This window comes from Streptomyces sp. NPDC048416 (assembly GCF_043200435.1).
Taxonomy (GTDB): domain Bacteria; phylum Actinomycetota; class Actinomycetes; order Streptomycetales; family Streptomycetaceae; genus Streptomyces.
Genome location: NZ_JBICXU010000025.1, coordinates 11652 through 28977, shown reverse-complemented (window position 1 = coordinate 28977; position 17326 = coordinate 11652). Strand labels below are relative to the sequence as shown.

The 17326-nt window shown below is 72.5% G+C and carries 16 protein-coding genes; 7 read left to right on the top strand and 9 right to left on the bottom strand.

Annotated features, from left to right (window positions below; all coding sequences use genetic code 11):
* Positions 1-4 precede the first annotated feature (4 nt).
* The 7 genes from ACGFW5_RS26320 to ACGFW5_RS26290 all read right to left on the bottom strand — a co-directional run bounded on the left by ACGFW5_RS26320 (position 5) and on the right by ACGFW5_RS26290 (position 8033).
* Positions 5-928, bottom strand: a complete 924-nt coding sequence (locus ACGFW5_RS26320; protein ID WP_393836750.1) for an AEC family transporter — start codon at positions 926-928, stop codon at positions 5-7.
* Between the two features lie 198 nt (positions 929-1126).
* Positions 1127-2563 carry a benzaldehyde dehydrogenase gene (locus ACGFW5_RS26315; protein WP_393836749.1) on the bottom strand — a complete coding sequence of 479 codons (1437 nt, stop codon included), beginning with the start codon at positions 2561-2563 and terminating at the stop codon, positions 1127-1129.
* A 324-nt stretch (positions 2564-2887) separates the two neighbouring features.
* Complete coding sequence (locus ACGFW5_RS26310) at positions 2888-4072, bottom strand: thiolase family protein (protein WP_393836748.1); 1185 nt, start codon at positions 4070-4072, stop codon at positions 2888-2890.
* Positions 4073-4217: 145 nt separating this feature from the next.
* Positions 4218-4517: a hypothetical protein gene (locus ACGFW5_RS26305; RefSeq protein ID WP_393836747.1), complete on the bottom strand. Its 300-nt coding sequence runs from the start codon at positions 4515-4517 to the stop codon at positions 4218-4220.
* 53 nt (positions 4518-4570) lie between these two features.
* On the bottom strand, positions 4571-5209 hold the full coding sequence (locus ACGFW5_RS26300) for a cysteine hydrolase family protein (protein ID WP_393836746.1): 639 nt from the start codon (positions 5207-5209) through the stop codon (positions 4571-4573).
* A 127-nt stretch (positions 5210-5336) separates the two neighbouring features.
* Entirely contained in the window at positions 5337-6329 is a 993-nt protein-coding gene (locus ACGFW5_RS26295; RefSeq protein WP_393836745.1) for a GlxA family transcriptional regulator, read from the bottom strand.
* A gap of 255 nt (positions 6330-6584) precedes the next feature.
* Complete coding sequence (locus tag ACGFW5_RS26290; RefSeq protein WP_393836744.1) at positions 6585-8033, bottom strand: APC family permease; 1449 nt, start codon at positions 8031-8033, stop codon at positions 6585-6587.
* A 157-nt stretch (positions 8034-8190) separates the two neighbouring features.
* On the opposite strand from ACGFW5_RS26290, the gene ACGFW5_RS26285 reads away from it, so the two are divergent.
* Positions 8191-9366, top strand: a complete 1176-nt coding sequence (locus ACGFW5_RS26285; RefSeq protein ID WP_393836743.1) for an ROK family transcriptional regulator — start codon at positions 8191-8193, stop codon at positions 9364-9366.
* An 85-nt stretch (positions 9367-9451) separates the two neighbouring features.
* The gene (locus tag ACGFW5_RS26280) at positions 9452-9928 is read left to right on the top strand and encodes an SRPBCC family protein (RefSeq protein ID WP_393836742.1); all 477 of its coding nucleotides are present in this window, start codon (positions 9452-9454) and stop codon (positions 9926-9928) included.
* 35 nt (positions 9929-9963) lie between these two features.
* On the opposite strand, the gene ACGFW5_RS26275 is transcribed toward ACGFW5_RS26280, so the two are convergent.
* The gene (locus ACGFW5_RS26275) at positions 9964-11367 is read right to left on the bottom strand and encodes a (2,3-dihydroxybenzoyl)adenylate synthase (protein WP_393836741.1); all 1404 of its coding nucleotides are present in this window, start codon (positions 11365-11367) and stop codon (positions 9964-9966) included.
* A 221-nt stretch (positions 11368-11588) separates the two neighbouring features.
* Here ACGFW5_RS26275 and ACGFW5_RS26270 point away from each other — a divergent pair, with 221 nt between their 5' ends.
* Positions 11589-12050, top strand: a complete 462-nt coding sequence (locus tag ACGFW5_RS26270; protein WP_393836740.1) for a type II toxin-antitoxin system PemK/MazF family toxin — start codon at positions 11589-11591, stop codon at positions 12048-12050.
* On the opposite strand, the gene ACGFW5_RS26265 is transcribed toward ACGFW5_RS26270, so the two are convergent.
* On the bottom strand, positions 12035-12904 hold the full coding sequence (locus tag ACGFW5_RS26265) for a TIGR02452 family protein (protein WP_393836739.1): 870 nt from the start codon (positions 12902-12904) through the stop codon (positions 12035-12037). The two genes, ACGFW5_RS26270 and ACGFW5_RS26265, sit on opposite strands and share 16 nt — an antisense overlap.
* A gap of 137 nt (positions 12905-13041) precedes the next feature.
* On the opposite strand from ACGFW5_RS26265, the gene egtA reads away from it, so the two are divergent.
* From egtA to egtD, 4 genes are read left to right on the top strand one after another with little or no spacing between them, the layout of a single operon-like run.
* Positions 13042-14295 (top strand): ergothioneine biosynthesis glutamate--cysteine ligase EgtA, encoded by a 1254-nt coding sequence (egtA, locus tag ACGFW5_RS26260; RefSeq protein WP_393836738.1) that lies wholly within the window; start codon positions 13042-13044, stop codon positions 14293-14295.
* Positions 14292-15593 carry an ergothioneine biosynthesis protein EgtB gene (egtB, locus tag ACGFW5_RS26255; protein ID WP_393836737.1) on the top strand — a complete coding sequence of 434 codons (1302 nt, stop codon included), beginning with the start codon at positions 14292-14294 and terminating at the stop codon, positions 15591-15593. The genes egtA and egtB overlap by 4 nt, the downstream gene beginning before the upstream one ends.
* The gene (gene egtC / locus ACGFW5_RS26250) at positions 15593-16345 is read left to right on the top strand and encodes an ergothioneine biosynthesis protein EgtC (RefSeq protein ID WP_393836736.1); all 753 of its coding nucleotides are present in this window, start codon (positions 15593-15595) and stop codon (positions 16343-16345) included. The genes egtB and egtC overlap by 1 nt, the downstream gene beginning before the upstream one ends.
* Positions 16345-17307, top strand: coding sequence for an L-histidine N(alpha)-methyltransferase (egtD, locus tag ACGFW5_RS26245; RefSeq protein WP_393836735.1), 963 nt, complete (start codon positions 16345-16347; stop codon positions 17305-17307). The genes egtC and egtD overlap by 1 nt, the downstream gene beginning before the upstream one ends.
* Positions 17308-17326: the final 19 nt, after the last annotated feature.

The window sequence follows — 17326 nt, the reverse complement described above, 5'->3', positions numbered from 1 at the left end:
GGGCTCAGCCCAGGAGGACCGCGATCAGGGAGAGGGTCGCCATCGACAGGAGCGTCGAAAGCAGCACGGTGTCCCGGGGCAGCGCGGTGTCGAGCCGGTATTCGGAGGCGAAGATGAACGCGTTCTGTGCCGTCGGCAGTGCGGCACAGAGCACCACCGCGAACAGGTCGTGTCCGCCGAGTCCGAAGACCCATCTCCCCAGCACGTAGGCGAGGAGCGGCTGCACAGCTGTCTTCAGCGTGACGAGGAGAGCGCGTTCGGCCCGCTCCCCCGGGTCGGCCGCGGCGCGTGCGGTCAGCGACATGCCGAGCGCGAACAGGGCGGCGGGGACGGCGCCGCCGCCGAGGATGGTGAGCGGCGAGGTCACCTCCGCGGGCAGCCGGAGCCCGAGCGCCGCGACGGCCACGCCCGCGGCCGATGCGCCCACCACCGGGTTGCGGAAGGGGAGTTGGAACAGCCGGAGCCGGTGCCCGCCCGTGTCGCGGTGTACGTCGAGTTCTATGAGCACCAGGATCAAGGGCGTGATGAACAGCATCTGGAAGAGCGCGGCCGCCACGATGAACGACGTGTCGTGCAGGACGTGCACGGCGACCGGGATGCCGAGGTTCGCCGAGTTCACATAGGACGCGGCCATCGCGCCGATCGCCTGCTCGGCCCTCTTGCGCCGGAAGAGCCGTCGGCTCGCCACGAGTCCGGCGGCGAACACGGCGAGCAGGCTGAGGGCGAAGACCGCCACCCCGGGCTTGGCGAGTTCGCCGGGCCGCGACTTCGCCATGGTCAGGAACAGCAGCGAGGGCATGGCGAAGGTGAAGGCGAAGCGGCCGAGGACCTGTTGTGCCTGGTCGCCCAGGATGGTGAACCGTCCGGCCACCCAGCCGAACGCGGTGATGATCCAGATGGGCAGGAAGCCGGAGACAACCGAGTGCACCGGCCCAGGATGCCGGACGGCCGTCCGCTGCTCGCACCCGGGGTCACGACATCCGGACGGCCCGGCCCGGCGAGCCGGACGGCCGTCCTCGTCGGGCGGACGGCCCCACTCCTCGGGCGGACGGGCCGGCTCGGCTCGTCGGGGCGGACGACCCGGCCCGGCTCGCGAACGGCCCTCCTCGGGCGGGCAGCGCCGGGATCAGAAGGGGTGGTCCGCGGGTTCGCGGCGCACGGTGGTCCAGCGCAGTTCAGTAAAGGCGTCCAGGTTGGCCGAGCCGCCGAACCGGGCGCCGGTCCCGGAGGCGGCGATCCCGCCGAAGGGGGCCACCGCCTCGTCGTTGACCGTCTGGTCGTTGATGTGGGCGATGCCGGTCGGCACGCGGTCGGCGAGTTCGAGGCCGAGCGCGGTGTCGCGGGTGACGATGCCGAGCGAGAGCCCGTAGGGGCCGGCGGCCGCAAGGCTCGCGGCCTCGTCAAGGGTGGTGAAGGACCGTACCGGCGCGACGGGCCCGAAGACCTCTTCCGCGTAGGCGGGGGTGTGGTCGTCGACGTCGGCGAGCACGGTGGGCCGGTAGAAGAGGCCCTGGTGGGCGCCGCCCGCGGCGAGCCGGGCACCGCGTGCGGTGCTGGCCTCCACCAGGCCGTGGATCTTGGCGAGTTGGGACCCGTCGATGACCGGCCCGAGGTGGACCTGCTCGCGGTAGGGGTCGCCGACGGCCAGCGCGTCGGCCTTCGCGGCGAGCCGTTCGACGTACTCCTCGTACAGCGACGCGTGTACGAGGTGGCGGCCGGTGGTCATGCAGATCTGGCCCTGGTGGAAGAAGGATCCCCAGGTGGCCTGGGCGACAGCGCCCTCGATGTCCGCGTCGGCCAGCACGATCAGGGCGGAATTCCCGCCCAACTCCAGGTGGGCGCGCTTGAGTCGGCGGCCTGCCGCCTCGCCCACCCGGCGTCCCGCAGCGGTCGATCCGGTGAAGGAGATGACGGGGATCCGTGGGTCGGCAACGAGAGCCTGTCCGGTCTCGGCGCCGCCCGGCAGGACGTGCAGCAGGCCTTCCGGGAGCCCCGCCTCGGCGAAGACGGCTCCGAGGGCGAGCCCGCCGCAGACGGCGGTGCGCGGGTCGGGCTTGAGCAGGACCGCGTTACCGAGGGCGAGCGCGGGGGCGACGGAGCGGATGGAGAGGATGAGCGGAGCGTTGAACGGGGCTATGACGCCGGTCACGCCGACCGGCACCCGTCGCGTGTAGGAGAGCCGGGGCTGCTCGCTCGGCAGCACCTCGCCGAGCGGCCGGGAGGCCAGGGCCGCGGCCTCATAGCACTCCTGGGCCGCGACGTGCAGTTCGAAGTCCGCCTTGCCGGGCACCGAGCCGGACTCGCGGATCAGCCACTCGCGCAACTCGTCCGCGTGGTGGGTGAAGAGGTCGCCCGCCCGGCGCAGGACCGCCGCGCGCGCGAAGTGCGGGGCACGCGCCCAGGCCGTCTGCGCGGCGGCGGCCGACCCGGCGGCCTCGGTGACGTCCGCCACGGCGGCGAGGGCGACAACGCCGAGCGACTGCCCGGTGGCAGGTTCGACCACCTCCCGCTCACCCCCGAAGAGCGGTGCGGGCTGCCACGTCTTGGGGTCGAGCAGGGTCATGAATCCACTCCAGTCACGGCGTCGTTCGAGGAGATCTTCCTTACGGCGCACAGTAGTTGGGGATGGCTCGCAGCCACCTGGCCGGGGGCCCCGAGAGCCCGTCTGTCCCCGTCCTGTCTCCGCAGGGACGAGCGACCTGCACAGGGCGCCCTGCACCGGGCGCCCTGCCGAGGGAGACTCTGCTGGGGGCGCGGGGAACTGCGCGAACAGCCACGCACGGTCCGCAGCCGGGGCCCCTGCGAACCTGTCCCGGACCCCGTCCGCGCCCTGAGGGCGTTCGGCCTCAAGCACCGGACGGGCCGGGTATGCCCGCGGTCGACCCGGTCAGCGTTCCAGGACGAGGGCGAGACCCTGACCGACCCCGATGCACAGGGCAGCGAGACCGGTGCCGGATCCGGCGGCGGCGAGCTGGTGGGCCACGGCTCCGGCGAGCCGGGCGCCGGAGGCGCCGAGGGGGTGGCCGATGGCGATGGCGCCGCCGCGCGGGTTGACCACGGCCGGGTCGAGGCCGGGCCACTCGGCGAGGCAGCCGAGCGACTGGGCGGCGAACGCCTCGTTCAGTTCGAAGGTGGTGAGGTCGCCGAACTCCCTGCCCGCCTTGGCGAGTGCCCTGCGGACCGCCTCGACGGGGCCGAGTCCGAAGAGCTGGGGCTCGATGCCCGTCACGGCGGAGCTGCGGATCCGGGCGAGCGGATCACGGCCGGTCGCACGCAGGCCTTCCTCATCGACCAGGAGCAGCGCCGCGGCACCGTCGTTGAGCGGCGATGCGTTGCCCGCGGTCACCGAACCGTCCGTACGGAAGGCCGGCTTGAGCCGGGAGAGCGCTTCCATGGTGGAGGACTCGCGGATGCACTCGTCCCGGACCAGGTCGACATCGTCGTAGGGGACGACCTCGCTGTCGTACAGTCCCTTGGCCCACGCCTCGGCGGCCTTGCGGTGGCTGTCCAGGGCGAAGGCGTCCTGCTGTTCGCGGGTGATGCCGTGCTTGTCGGCGATCAGTTCCGCGCCCTCACCGAGGGGGACCGTCCACTGCGCGGGCAGCTGCGGGTTGGTCATGCGCCAGCCGAGGGTGGTCGAGTACATCTGCTGGTGGCCGGCGGGGAAGGCACGCTCGGGCTTCTGGACGACCCAGGGAGCGCGGGACATCGACTCGACACCGCCCGCGACCGCGATCGAGGCGTCTCCGACGGCGATGGCGCGGGCCGCCTGGATCACGGCTTCGAGGCCGGAGCCGCAGAGGCGGTTGACGGTGACGCCGGGCACCGAGACGGGCAGCCCGGCCAGCAGCACCGCCATGCGTGCCACATCCCGGTTGTCCTCCCCCGCGCCGTTCGCATCGCCGAAGTACACGTCGTCGATACGGGCCGGGTCGAGCTCCGGGGTGCGGTCCACCAGGGACCTGACCACGTGCGCCGCGAGGTCGTCGGGCCGCACGGTGGCGAGCGCACCTCCGAACTTGCCGACCGGGGTGCGAACGGCGTCGACGATGTAGACGTCGCGGATGCTCATCGGGTCTCTCCCACCGATCTCTTCACCGCTCGGGGGCCGCCGTCGCGGCTCTGTTCGCCCAGTGAAGTGATGTTCATGAATGGTCGCGCCCGAGTCTGTGTTGCCCGGGGCCCGCTGTCAACGGACCCCGGGACGGGAAGCGCGTTCAGCGACCCGACCGGTCCGAGACCTCCCTGACCACCGCGGTCAGACCGATGTCGAGTTCGGAACCGTCGACGAGCAGTGCCTCCACCGCATGCGTGCCGGAGTCGATCTCGGCCTCGATGCCGTGCCCGGCATACCGGGGGTATCCCGAGACGCCGCTCTCCCCCGTGGCCTCGACGACGGCGGACCGCACGGCGCTGTCCGCCACCGAGGCGTTCCCCCGGTCCTCGACGTGTTCGGGCACCAGCAGGATCTCGAAGCGCTGGGGGTGGCGGCTCGCGTGCTGCGGTTGGTTGCTCATGCTCCGACGCTAGACACCCCGGGCCCCGGCCGCACGCCGTCCCGGAAAACCGCTCAGGCCGGGAGGCTGTCCACGGTGGGGACGACCGTGCCGAACAGGTCGGTGATCATGGTGAGCGCGGCGGTCTGGAGCGCGGCCGCGGCCAGGACCGTGCCGTCCGGCGCGGTGAGCGACCGGGTGGCGGTGGTCTCGGCGACGACGGTGGGCCGGTAGCCGAGGTTGAAGGCGCCCTGGGCGGTGTAGTTCACGCACATGTGGGTCATGAACCCGGCGATGACCAGCGCCTTTCCGCTGCCCGGCGCGGCACCGAGGCCGGTGAGTGCCTTCTCCAGTCCGGTCTGGTGGAAGGAGTTGGGGAACTGTTTGACCACCACCGGCTCACCGTCCATCGGTGCGACCTCGTCGCTGATGGCGCCGATGTGGGCGCGTATGTCGTACGGTCCGCCCTCGCCCCCGTCGTTGATGATGTGCACGACCGGGGCGCCCGCGGCGCGGGCACGTTCCAGCAGACGAGCGCCTGCCGCGAGAGCTTGCTCGGCGCCTTCCAGTGCCATCACTCCGGTGCGGTAGGTGTTCTGGTAATCGATCATGACCAGGACGGATTCGCTGAGCTTCGGCGGCTGGTCGTCCAGGCCGACCACGGCGCGCAGGGTGGCGGAGGGGCGGATGGCGGAGGGCTGCTGCGAGGTCATCGGGTGCCTTTCGTAAGGGAGTTGGTCCCCAATGGAGGACGGGAGGGGGCAGGCCACTCGCCCGGGATCCGGGCATGGCGAAGCCGTCCGGCGCGTGCGGCCGAAGGGCGGGCGGGGGACGAAGGGGTCAGACGGGCTGGGTGCGGAAGCGGCGGCGGTAGGCGGCGGGCGTGGTGGCGAGCTGTCGTCTGAACGCCCGGTGCAGGGTCTCGACCGAGCCGAGTCCCGCGGCCTGTGCGATCTCGTGCAGCGGCCCGTCGGTGGTTTCGAGGAGCCGCCGGGCCGCCTCGACCCGCGCGGCCTCGACGTAGGCGGCGGGGCCGACGCCGGTCTCCTGGGTGAAGACGCGGGCGAAGTGCCGCTCGCTCAGGCACATGCGCGCGGCGAGCGCCTGGGCCGACAGGTCCTCGTCGAGGTGCTCGGCGATCCACAGCCGCACCTCGTCGATGTCGCGCCGGGAGGTGGCGGGTCTGCTGAGCGGCACGGAGAACTGGCTCTGGCCGCCCTGGCGTCGTAGGTACATCACCAACTGCCGGGCCACCGCGAGGGCGACGTCCTCGCCCTGGTCCTCGGCCACGAGGGCGAGCGCGAGGTCGAGGCAGGCGCTGATCCCGGCGCCGGTCCACACCCGGCCGCGGTCGGTGCGTACGAAGATGGGGTCCGGGTCGACCGTGACGGCCGGGTGGTCGGCGGCCAGTTGGGCGGCGGTCGACCAGTGCGTGGTGGCCGTCCGTCCGTCGAGCAGTCCGGCAGCGGCGAGCACATGGGCGCCCACACACACCGATGCCACGCGCCGGGCGTGCGGGGCGGTCCGCTTCACCCAGGCCACCACGTCCTGGTCGACGCGGGCGACGGGCCCGTCGTCGGTCAGATCGACCGCGCCGGGCACGAGCAGGGTGTCCACCTGCGCGCCGACCTCCGCGAAGGACAGGTCGGCGAGCAGCCGCACACCGGCCGAGGTGCGCACCTCTCCCCCGTCGGGCCCGGCGAGCCGGACCTCGTACCCGGCGCGGCCGGCGCTCTCCCGGTTGGCCAGGGCGAAGACCTCGGCCGGTCCGGTGACGTCGAGGAGGTCGACGTCGGGGAAGACCGCGATGACGACCCGGTGTGAAGTGGGCATGGCCCCATCCTCACCGCCGCCTCCCGTGGCCGCAATGACGATTCCCTGTCACATCCGGACGTGGGCGGGACCCGGGCCACTTGGGCGACACGGGCGACCCGGGCTCCGTGTCGCATCCGGACACGGGCAGGGGCCGGGGCGCGGGCGCCGTCGTTCACGTGGGCGCGTGTCCGGCCCCGAGTCGGAGCGCGGCCCGCCGTCCTTCACGCGGGCACCCCCTCCGGTCCGCCCGGACCAGGGCGCGGCGCGCGTCGTTCACGCGGGCACCTCCTCCGGCTCCGACGCCTCCAGGTACTCCTCAAGGATCTCGCGGGGCCCGAACGGCCACACCTTCTCGAAGCGCGCCCACAGGGCGAAGGCGACGCAGCCGAGCGCCAGCCAGGCCAGCGACCATTCGATGGGGTGGCGGCCTGGCGAGTTCTTGTCGGAGTAGCCGTAGATGGTGAGCCATCCGACCAGCGCGATCAGGCTCGGCAGCGGATACAGCCACATCCGGTAGGGGCGGCGCAGCCCCGGCCGGCGCTTGCGCAGCACCGTGACGGCGAGGATCTGGGCCAGCGCCTGCACGATGACCATCACCGTGGTGAGGAGCTGGATGAGCGTGGTCAGATCGGTGCGGCGGCCGATCATGAAGCCGATGGCGGTGATGACGCCCATGGTGAGGAGGCCCAGCATCGGGAAGCGGTGCCGGGGATGCAGCTTGGCGTAGGGCCTGAAGAAGACCCGGTCGCGTGCCGCGTCGTAGGGGACCCGTGAGCCGCCGAGCAGCCCGGCGAAGACGGAGGCGAACGCGGTGACGAGGATGAGCACGGTCACCACGTCGGCGGGGCCCTTGCCCCAGGCCTTCTCCAGGACCGCGGAGGCGACCGAGGACGAGGCGATGTCGTTCGGGTCCAGCATCCTGCGGTAGTCGATCACGCCGAGCGTGCCGATCTGGAGCAGCAGGTAGATCGCCATGATGCCGAAGATGGAGTAGATGATGGAGCGCGGCAGGGTACGTCCGGGATCCTTGATCTCGGCGCCCATGTAGGCAGTCGTGTTGTAGCCGAGGTAGTCGTAGATGCCGATGGTGAGCCCCGCCGCGAAGCCGGTCCAGAAGCGGCCGCTCGTCAACTCGAAGGCCCCGGCCGGGTAGGTGAAGGCCAGATGGGGGCTGAAGTCGGTGGCGGCGGCGATGATCACCAGGCCCACCGAGGCGATCATCACGACCCACATCACGGCGGTGATCCTTGCGATGTTCTCGACGCCCCGCCAGAGCAGCAGGATCACCAGGGCGACGATGCCGAGCCCGATCAGATCACCGGCGGTCCGGCTCAAGTGCGGTGCGAGATAGCCCAGATACTGCACGAAGCCGACGACGCCGGTGGACATGGCCAGGGGGATGAAGAGCATCGCCGTCCATACGAAGAGGAACGGCATGAGGCGGCCGGTGCGGTACTGGAACGCCTGCCGCAAATAGACGTAACTGCCACCGGATCCGGGGAGCGAGGCGCCGAGTTCGGCCCAGATCAGACCGTCGGCCAGGGCGAGGACGGCGCCCGCGACGAAGCCGATGACGGCCTGCGGGCCACCGAAGGCGGCGACCATCAGCGGGATGGTCACGAACGGGCCGATGCCGCACATCTGGCTCATGTTGATGGCGGTGGCCTGGAAGAGCCCGATGCGGCGGACGAAGCCACCGGCGGGCGGAGGGGTTGCGGACACGGGGTCCTCCCTGGCTGATGTCGGGGAAAGGAAGCTACTGCCGATGCGCCGGCGCGGGGACTCCCCCGGCAGGGGGCACGGTCAAGTTAAGTACCTTTACTTTTACGGTCAAGGGGCCGTCAGTGACGCGTCCGGCGCGATGCGTGAGAATGAGGCGATGAGCAGCAGCGACGAGGGCGGCGACCTGCCCTGGAACCCTCAGCGGCAGCGCAGTTCCAACGAACGTCTGCTGCTCGACCGGCTGCGGGCCGAAGGGCCCGCCTCCCGGGCCCAACTGGCGCGCGACACAGGCCTGTCCAAGCCCACCGTGTCCAGTGCGCTCGCGTCACTCGAAGGGGTGGGCCTGGTCCGCGAGGCAGGCACGATCGTCCCCGACCGGGGCCGAGCCGCCGTGCTCTACGCCCCCGACCCGACGGCCGGTTACGCCCTCGGCATCGACATCGGCCGCGCCTGGGTGCGGATCGCCCTTGCCGACCTCGACGGCACGGTGGTGGCCCGCTCCGAGGTCCGCAATCCCGCCCGCACCTCGGCCACCCTGGCCGACCTGGTCGTCACCAGCGCGCACCGGCTCCTCGAGGGGTCGGGCGTGGACGCGACGAGGGTCGCCCAGGCCGTGGTCGGCACACCCGGCGTCTTCGACGCCGAGAAACGGCGCGTGCGCTACGCCCAGCACCTCCCGGGCTGGGGCAGACCAGGGCTGTTCGACCAGATGACGGAACGGCTCGGCATCCCGCTCGCGGTGCACAACGACGCCAACCTCGCCGCGCTGGGCGAGTACACCTTCGGCGCCGGCGCCGGCAGCAGGCTCTTCGTGTACGTCATGATCGGCACCGGCCTCGGCATGGGCGTCGTCAGTGAGGGCCGGCTGTTCACCGGGGCACACGGCGGCGCCGGTGAGATCGGTTTCCTGCCGTGGCCCGGCCGGCAGAAGCCGGACACCCTGGAAGAGGCGGTCTCGGGCGACGCGGTGGTGGAGGCAGCGCGTTCGCTCGGGATGGCGGGGCCGCTCACCGCGAAGGATGTCTTCGACGCGGCGCGGGCCGGAACGCACCCCGCGGTCAAGGCCGTTCAGCTGGAGGGTGAGCGGATCGCGCACACCGTCGCGGTGGTCGCGGCCGTCCTCGACCCCGACCTCGTGGTGCTCGGCGGCGGCGTCGGTCACAGCGCGGACCTGCTCCTTCGCCCCGTACGGGAGACGCTTCGCACGCTCACCCCGCTGCGGCCGAAGGTGAGCCCGAGTTCCCTCGGGGAGGACGCGGTGCTGCTCGGCGCGGTGGCGACGGCGCTCGGCACGGCACGGGACGTGGCCTTCGAGCGGCGCTCGGCGCACTGAAGGCGCACGCCCGGCCCCTCTCGTCTGGCGTGCGGCCCTCGGGGTGTCCACCATGAAGAGGCGGCGAGCACCCGAGGAGACACCCGTGGACAGCAGGACGTTCGTGTACACGACCTACATCCGCACCACCCCGGAGCGGCTGTGGCACGCGCTGACCGAGCCCGACGTCACGGAGCGGTACTGGGGTGTCAGCTTCGAGAGCGACTGGGCCAAGGGGTCACCCCTCGTATGGAAGCAGGCCGGGGCCACCGTGGCGGACCCCGAGCAGGTCGTCCTCGCATCGGAGCCGTGTCGCCAACTGGCCTACACCTGGCACACGTTCACCCCGCAGTGGGCCGAGTCGGTCGGTCTCGGCGAGGACGTACGCGCGCGGATCGCGGCAGAGCGCAGGTCGGCGGTGACGTTCGACATCGAGCCGCAGGACGATCAGGTCAAGCTCACCGTCACCCATGACTTCGACCCCGCGGGAGCGCTGCACGGCATGTGCAGCGAGGGCTGGCCGCCGATCCTGTCCAGCCTGAAGACCCTGCTGGAGACGGGCGAGCCCCTGCCCTCCCGCTGAAGGGCGGGCGCGGGACGGAAGGGATGCGCGGGGCGTCAAAGGTTTGACGGCGCTTCCTGTTCGGTCGCGTGCCGCGCGGACTCGTCCGCGTGCCGCGCGGGGCGGGGCGAGACCACCAGGTCGCCGTCCGCGGTACGCCGCGCCAGGACGCCGGTGCGGAAGTAGCCGTCGGCGGTGAACGAGCGCGCGTTGCGCTCGGGCGCCCGGTAGTAGCCGCGCGGGGTGTACGGACCCCGGGCGAGGAGTTCACCGCATTCCCCGTCGGGCACGTCGTGGTCGTCGGCGTCCACGATGCGGAGCTCGTCGTCGGGCGAGAGCGGACGGCCCTGGGTGGTCAGCACCACCTCGTCCGGATCGCCGGGCCGGGTGAGGGTGAGCGGGCCCTCGGCCATGCCGAAGACCTGCTGCACACGGCAGCCGAGCGCGGCTTCGACCCGCTCCGCCGTCGCACGGTCCGGTGGCGTGCCGCCGATCTGCACGAGGCGCAGGGAACTCATGTCGGCCCCGTCCGTGGCGAGTTCATCGAGCCAGCGGCGTACGACGGAGGGCACCACCGACGTGAGGGTGACCCGCTCCCGTTCGACGAGCGGCAGACACGCGGCGGGTTCCGTGCCCTCGGCCAGCACCACGGTGCCGCCGACGGAGAGGGTGCCCACGATGCCGGGGGCGCCGAAGGTGAAGGGGGACTCGGGCGGCATCGCCGCGAGGTACACGTCGCTCTCGTCGAGCGCCAGCGCCTCGGCGGCGGCCCGCACCTGGTAGGCGTAGTCGTTGTGGGTGCGCGCCGTGAGCTGGAGGGCGCCGTCGGTGTCCCGCGAGGGCAGGAAGAACGCCACGTGGCCGGCGTTCGGTGCGAGCGCGGGGCCGGGCGGGGAGTCCAGGGAGTCCAGCGGGGAGTACTGGCAGCCCGCGGGGTCGGTGGTGAGGCCGCCGTAGGGGGAGGAGTCCCCGGGCGCCTCCCAGGTGAACACCCGGCGCAGGAAGGGCCATCGGGCCGCGATGTCCGCGGCCATCGCCGTGTGGTCGAAGCCCTGGTGTGTCGCGGGGCCGACGTAGCCGACGGCCTGGGTGAGCCGTACGAGGTGGGCCACCTCCGGCTCCCGGTGCGCGAGCGGGCAGAGGACGGGTGCCACGCCGGCGCGCATCAGGGCGAAGACGGTGATGACGAACTCGGGAACGTTCGGCAGCTGCACGACGGTCCGTTGCCCGGGCCGCAGGCCCCGCATCCGCAGCCCCGCGCTCACCCGGTCCACGCGCCGGTTCAGCTGGGCGTAGGTGATGCGGGTGTCGCCGTGCACGAGGGCGGTCCGCGGCCCGAACTGCTGGGCCCAGCCGCGCAGCAGGTTGTCCAGCGTGTTGCCGCGCCAGTGCCCGGCCGCCCAGTAGCGGTCGACGAACTCCTCGGGCCAGGGTGTGCAGCCCTTGAGCATGGATGCCATACGTTTCCTTCCCTACCGCGGTGCCGGCCATCCAATCCCGCGGCGCCCGTGCGTTCAATGCGCTGTCCCCACCAGGCACGCATGACCGTCTCGGTGGAAGATCCAACGGGAGCGGCCGGGCCTGTTGTCCGATGCTCCCGATTCCCGGGGCCCCGGGCCGCGTTCGGACCTTCGGCGTGCCCGCCCCCGGGGCCGGGGCGTCCAGGTCCTACGGTGGCCGGATGACCGCATACCTTGACGACCCGACCGACCGTCCCGCGCTGCCCGGCCAGAGCGGTCCGGCAGCGACCACCGAGGCCGACCCCCGGGAGGTGGGCCCGGTGCGCATGGGCTACGCCCCCGACCGGGACGGCGACCCCGATCCCGGCGAGATCGTCTGGACGTGGGTGCCGTTCGAGGAGAACGACGGGCGCGGCAAGGACCGCCCGGTGCTCGTGGTGGCCCGCGAGAGGGCCGGCACGGTGCTCGCGGTGCAGTTGTCCAGCAAGCGGCACGACCACGACCGTGAATGGGTGCCGATCGGGGTCGGCCCCTGGGACCGCGAGGGCCGCGAGTCCTGGGTGGACCTCGACCGGGTGCTGCGGCTGCACGAGCAGGGCATGCGGCGTGAGGCGTGCGCGCTCGACCTGCCGCGCTTCACGCTGGTGGCGGACCGGCTGCGGGAGCGCTACGGCTGGCGGTGAGCGGCGTGTTCCTGTGCGCCCCGGTCCGGGCGCCGTGGCGTGAACGACGCTTCGAAGGCCCTGAGGGTGGCCTGTTCGCGGGTGCGGTCGAGGACCGCGAAGACGACTTCGTCGAAGTGGCCCGCGAATCGGCCCTCCCCGGTGAGGTGGCCGCTGAAGGCCGCGGCCACCCGGGCCGGATCGTTGCGGAAGACGCCGCAGCCCCATGCGCCGAGCACCAGGCGTCGGTAGCCGCACAGGACCGCCGTCTCCAGGACCCGTTCGGCACGCGCGTCGAGCGCGGGACCGATGCGGTGGGCCTCCTGGAGCGTACTGCGGATGATCACCCCGGCGTTCGGCGCGGGCGAGGTGAGAAATCCGGCCAGGTAGGGCTCGTCGAGAAGCCGGCCGCGGTCGTCACGGAAGACCGGGACGCCGGGCGAGTGGATGACCCGGTCGGTGTAGAACACGTCGCGGTCCTGGCGGTGGTGGGCGTAGAACTCCGGTGCGCGCAGCAGGGTGGAGTACAGGGCGGATGATCTGCACAGCGCCTCCTCCTGGGCCTGGGCGCCGTTGAGGAATCCTCCGCCGGGGTTGCGTGCGGAGGCGAAGGTCAGCACCGCGACCTCCCCGGGCGCCTGCGCCAGCAGGCGGCGGGCCGCGTCCAGGCTGCTCTCGCCGGTGACCGCGATACGGGTGGCGCGGTCGCGGTCGGGCGCGACGGCGACGGGTTCCGGTCCGTGCAGGGTGGTGCCCGCCAGGGCCGCGGCCACTGGCTGCGCGATCGACACGGCGTGGCCGCGCTGGTTCTCGTACCGGCCGCTGTCGGTGATCTCCACCGTGTGGCGGGCGATCCCGCGCAGTCGTGCACTCATGACAGGCATCGTGTGCGCCGCGGGAGGGGTGACGCAATCGGATTTCCGCCCTGAAAGGCGCTCTTGTGCGAGGCGGCGGCAAAGACTTAGGTAGGACGGCATGTGTATGCACACCCGAGGAAGGCGGCCAGGGACCCATGACCACACGTGAGTTGACCGAGACGGCAGCCGACGATCTGCTGCGGGGCATCTGCTTCAAGACGGGCCCCCCGCGCGCCGTCGGGGTGGAGCTGGAATGGCTCGTCCACGATCGGGAACAGCCCGGGCTCCGCGTCCCGCACGACCGTTTGGAAGCCGCCTACGCCGCCTTGCGCACGCTGGGGCTTCGATCGGCGCTCACCGTAGAACCCGGTGGCCAGCTGGAGCTCAGCTCGTTGCCCGCCGCATCCCTCATGGAGTGCGTCTCAGGCGTCTCCGCCGATCTCACCGCGGTGCGCGCCGCACTGCGCGAGCGCGGTCTCGCACTCCTCGGTCTCGGCCACGACCCCTGGCATCCGCCCCGCCGTATCCTGCGCCAGCCGCGCTACGAGGCCATGGAAGCCCATTTGGACCGTACGGGCCCGGCCGGCCGGGCCATGATGTGCTCCTCCGCCTCCGTCCAGGTCTGCCTCGACGCCGGATACGAGGAGCCGGGGCCGCTCGGCTTCGGGCGACGCTGGCTGATGGCCCATCTGCTGGGGGCCGTCCTGGTCGCGGCGTTCGCCAACTCGCCCGTACGGCAGGGACGTTCGACGGGCTGGCGCTCGACCCGTCAGGCCGACTGGACCGACCTCGACCCGGTGTGCGCCCTCGCCCCTCCCCTCGATTCCCCGCCACGCCAGTCGTGGGCGGCACACGTGCTGGACGCCCCGGTCATGTGCGTACGCGCCGCGGCGGGCCCGTGGTCGGCTCCGCCGGGGCTCACCTTCCGGCAGTGGCTGCGCACCGGACTGCCACGGCCGCCCACGCACGCCGATCTCGACTACCACCTGACCACCCTGTTCCCGCCCGTGCGGCCGCGCGGCCATCTGGAACTGCGCATGATCGACGCCCAGCCCGGCGACGACGGGTGGACCGTGCCGCTCGCCGTGACCAGCGCGCTCTTCGACGACCCGGAGGCGGCGGAGGCCGCCTACCGCACCGTGAAACCCCTGGGCGAGCGCGCCGGTTCCCAGCCCGCGCCGCGCAACCCCCTGTGGCGGTCGGCGGCCCGGAACGGGCTCGCCGACCCGGAGCTGCGCGAGGCGGCCGTGGCCTGCTTCACCACGGCGCTCGGCGCGCTCCCCCGGCTCGGCGCCTCCCGGGAACTCCAGGACCGGGTCGCCGCCTTCACCGACCGCTATGTCGTCCGGGGCAGGTGTCCGGCCGACGACACCCCCTCGACCGCCCCACCGAAGGGCCTCCCCCTATGACCGACCCGGAGCTGCTCAGGGAACGCGCCCTGGCAGCGCTCACCGCCGCGCGCGCCCGCACCGGCGTGCTCACCTCCAGTGTCGACGACCGTGAACTGACCGCCCAGCACTCGCCGTTGATGTCGCCGCTCGTCTGGGACCTCGCCCACATAGGCAACCAGGAGGAGCAGTGGCTGCTGCGCGCCGTCGCCGGGCAGGACGCGATCCGCCCCGAGATCGACTCCCTGTACGACGCCTTCGAGCACCCGCGTGCCACCCGTCCCACCCTTCCGCTGCTGGCTCCGGCCGAGGCGCGCCGGTATGCCGCCGATGTGCGGGGCCGCGCACTGGACGTCCTGGAGCGCGCTCCGCTGCGCGGCGGTCCGCTGACCGATGCCGCGTTCGCCTTCGGGATGATCGCCCAGCATGAACAGCAGCACGACGAGACCATGCTGATCACGCACCAGCTGCGCAGGGGGCCCGTCGCGCTCACCGCGCCCGAGCCGCCCGCCGCCACCACCGAGGGGCTTGCGGCCGAAGTCCTGGTGCCCGGTGGGCCGTTCACGATGGGCACCTCCACCGAGCCGTGGGCGCTGGACAACGAACGTCCCGCCCACCTCCGCACGGTGCCCGCTTTCCACCTCGACACGACTCCGGTGACGTGCGGCGCCTACCTCCGCTTCATCGAGGACGGCGGCTACCGGGACGCCCGCTGGTGGGAGCCCGCGGGCTGGGCGATGGTCCGCGAGCACGAGCTGAGCGCTCCGCTGTTCTGGCGCCGCGAGGGCGGCCAGTGGCTGCGCAGGCGGTTCGGGGTGACCGAGCCGGTACCGGCCGGCGAACCGGTGCTGCACGTCAGCTGGTACGAGGCCGACGCGTACGCCCGCTGGGCGGGGCGCCGGCTGCCGACCGAGGCGGAGTGGGAGAAGGCGGCCCGCCACGACCCGGCCACGGGCCGCTCGCGCCGCTACCCCTGGGGGGACGCGGACCCGGCCCCCGCGCACGCCAACCTCGGCCAGCGTCACCTGCGCCCCGCGCCTGCGGGAGCGTACCCGGACGGGCAATCCGCCCTCGGCGTACGGCAGTTGATCGGCGACGTGTGGGAGTGGACGTCGAGCGACTTCCTGCCCTACCCGGGCTTCGTGGCCTTCCCCTACCGCGAGTACTCGGAGGTCTTCTTCGGGCCGGAACACAAGGTGCTGCGCGGCGGGGCGTTCTCCGTGGACGAGGTGGCGTGCCGGGGCACGTTCCGCAACTGGGACCTGCCGGTGCGGCGCCAGATCTTCGCGGGCTTCCGCACCGCCCGGGACGCCACCTGATGTGCCGTCACATCGCTTACGTGGGCGAGACGCTGGCCGTAGGTGAGGTGATCACGGGGCCGGTGCACGGGCTGTACCGGCAGTCGTGGGCGCCGCGCCGCCAGCGCCACGGCACGGTCAACGCCGACGGCTTCGGCGTCGGATGGTACGCCGACGGCGATCCGGTGCCCGCGCGTTACCGGCGCGCCGGACCGATCTGGTCGGACCCGAACGTCGTGGACCTGGCCCGGGTGGTGCGCACCGAAGCGCTGCTCGCGGCGGTGCGCGACGCCACCGAGGCCGGAGCGGACAGTGAGGCGGCGGCCGCTCCGTTTGCCTCGGGGCGGTGGCTGTTCAGCCACAACGGCGCGGTGCGGGACTGGCCGCGCAGCGCGGCAGGCCTTGCCGCGGGACTGCCCGCCCAGTCGCTGCTCGGCCTGGAGGCCCGCTGCGACGCCGCGTTCGTCTGGGCGCTCGTGCTCCACCGGCTGGCCTGCGGCGACGAGCCGGGTGGGGCGATGGCCGACGCGGTAGGCGAGGTGGGGGCCGCCGCCCCGGGATCGCGCCTGAACCTGCTGCTCACCGACGGCGCGACCATCACCGCGACCGCATGGGGCGACACCCTGTGGTACCTGCACACGCCCGGCCGGTCCACGGCCGTGGCCTCCGAGCCGTACGACGACGATCCTCGCTGGCGCGAGGTGCCCGACCGCACGCTGCTCACCGCCGACCGCACCGAAGTCCTGCTCACCCCCCTCAAGGAGTCCCCGTAGTGCGCCCGTTCCAGTTGACCCGCACCCTGCCCGAGGACGCCACCGGGGCCGCTCTGCGCGCCGATGTGCTCCATGGGCTCACCCAAACCCCCAAGTCCCTTCCTCCCAAGTGGTTCTACGATGCCCGCGGCAGCGACCTGTTCGAGGAGATCACCCGGCTGCCGGACTACTACCCGACCCGGGCCGAGCGCGAGATCCTCACCGATCGGGCCGCCGAGATAGCCGCCACGACCGGCGCGCGCACCCTGGTCGAGCTGGGCTCCGGCTCGTCGGAGAAGACCCGGCTCCTCCTTGACGCGCTGCCCGCGCCGCTCACGTACATCCCGGTGGACGTGAGCGAGAGCGCCCTCACCGGCGCGGCCGGTGCCCTGCTCACCGACCGTCCGGACCTGCAAGTCCACGCGCTGATCGCGGACTTCACCCGGGTGCTCGAACTGCCCGAGGCGCCCGGCCCCCGGCTGGTGGCGTTCCTCGGCGGCACCATCGGCAATCTGCTGCCCGCACAGCGCGCCGAATTCCTTGCCTCGGTACGGAAGTTGACGGCGCCCGGCGACTCGCTGCTGATCGGGACCGACCTGGTGAAGGAGGAGTCCGTACTGGTCCGTGCCTACGACGACGCCACGGGAGTGACGGCGGCCTTCAACAAGAACGTGCTCAGCGTCATCGACCGTGAGCTGGGCGCGGACTTCGATCTGGACGACTTCGACCATGTGGCGTTGTGGAACCGCGAGGAGGAGTGGATCGAGATGCGCCTGCGGGCCCGCCGCGAGGTGACCGTGAAGATTCCCGAGCTGGATCTGGCGGTCTCCTTCGCGGCGGGCGAGGAGGTGCGCACCGAGGTGTCCGCCAAGTTCCGCGAGGAGGGCGTACGGGCCGAGCTGAGCGCCGCCGGGTTCGTGCCGTCGCGGTGGTGGACGGATGCCGCCGGGCGCTTCGCCCTGTCTCTGGCCACGGCGGGCTGAACGGCCGGGCGGCCCCCCT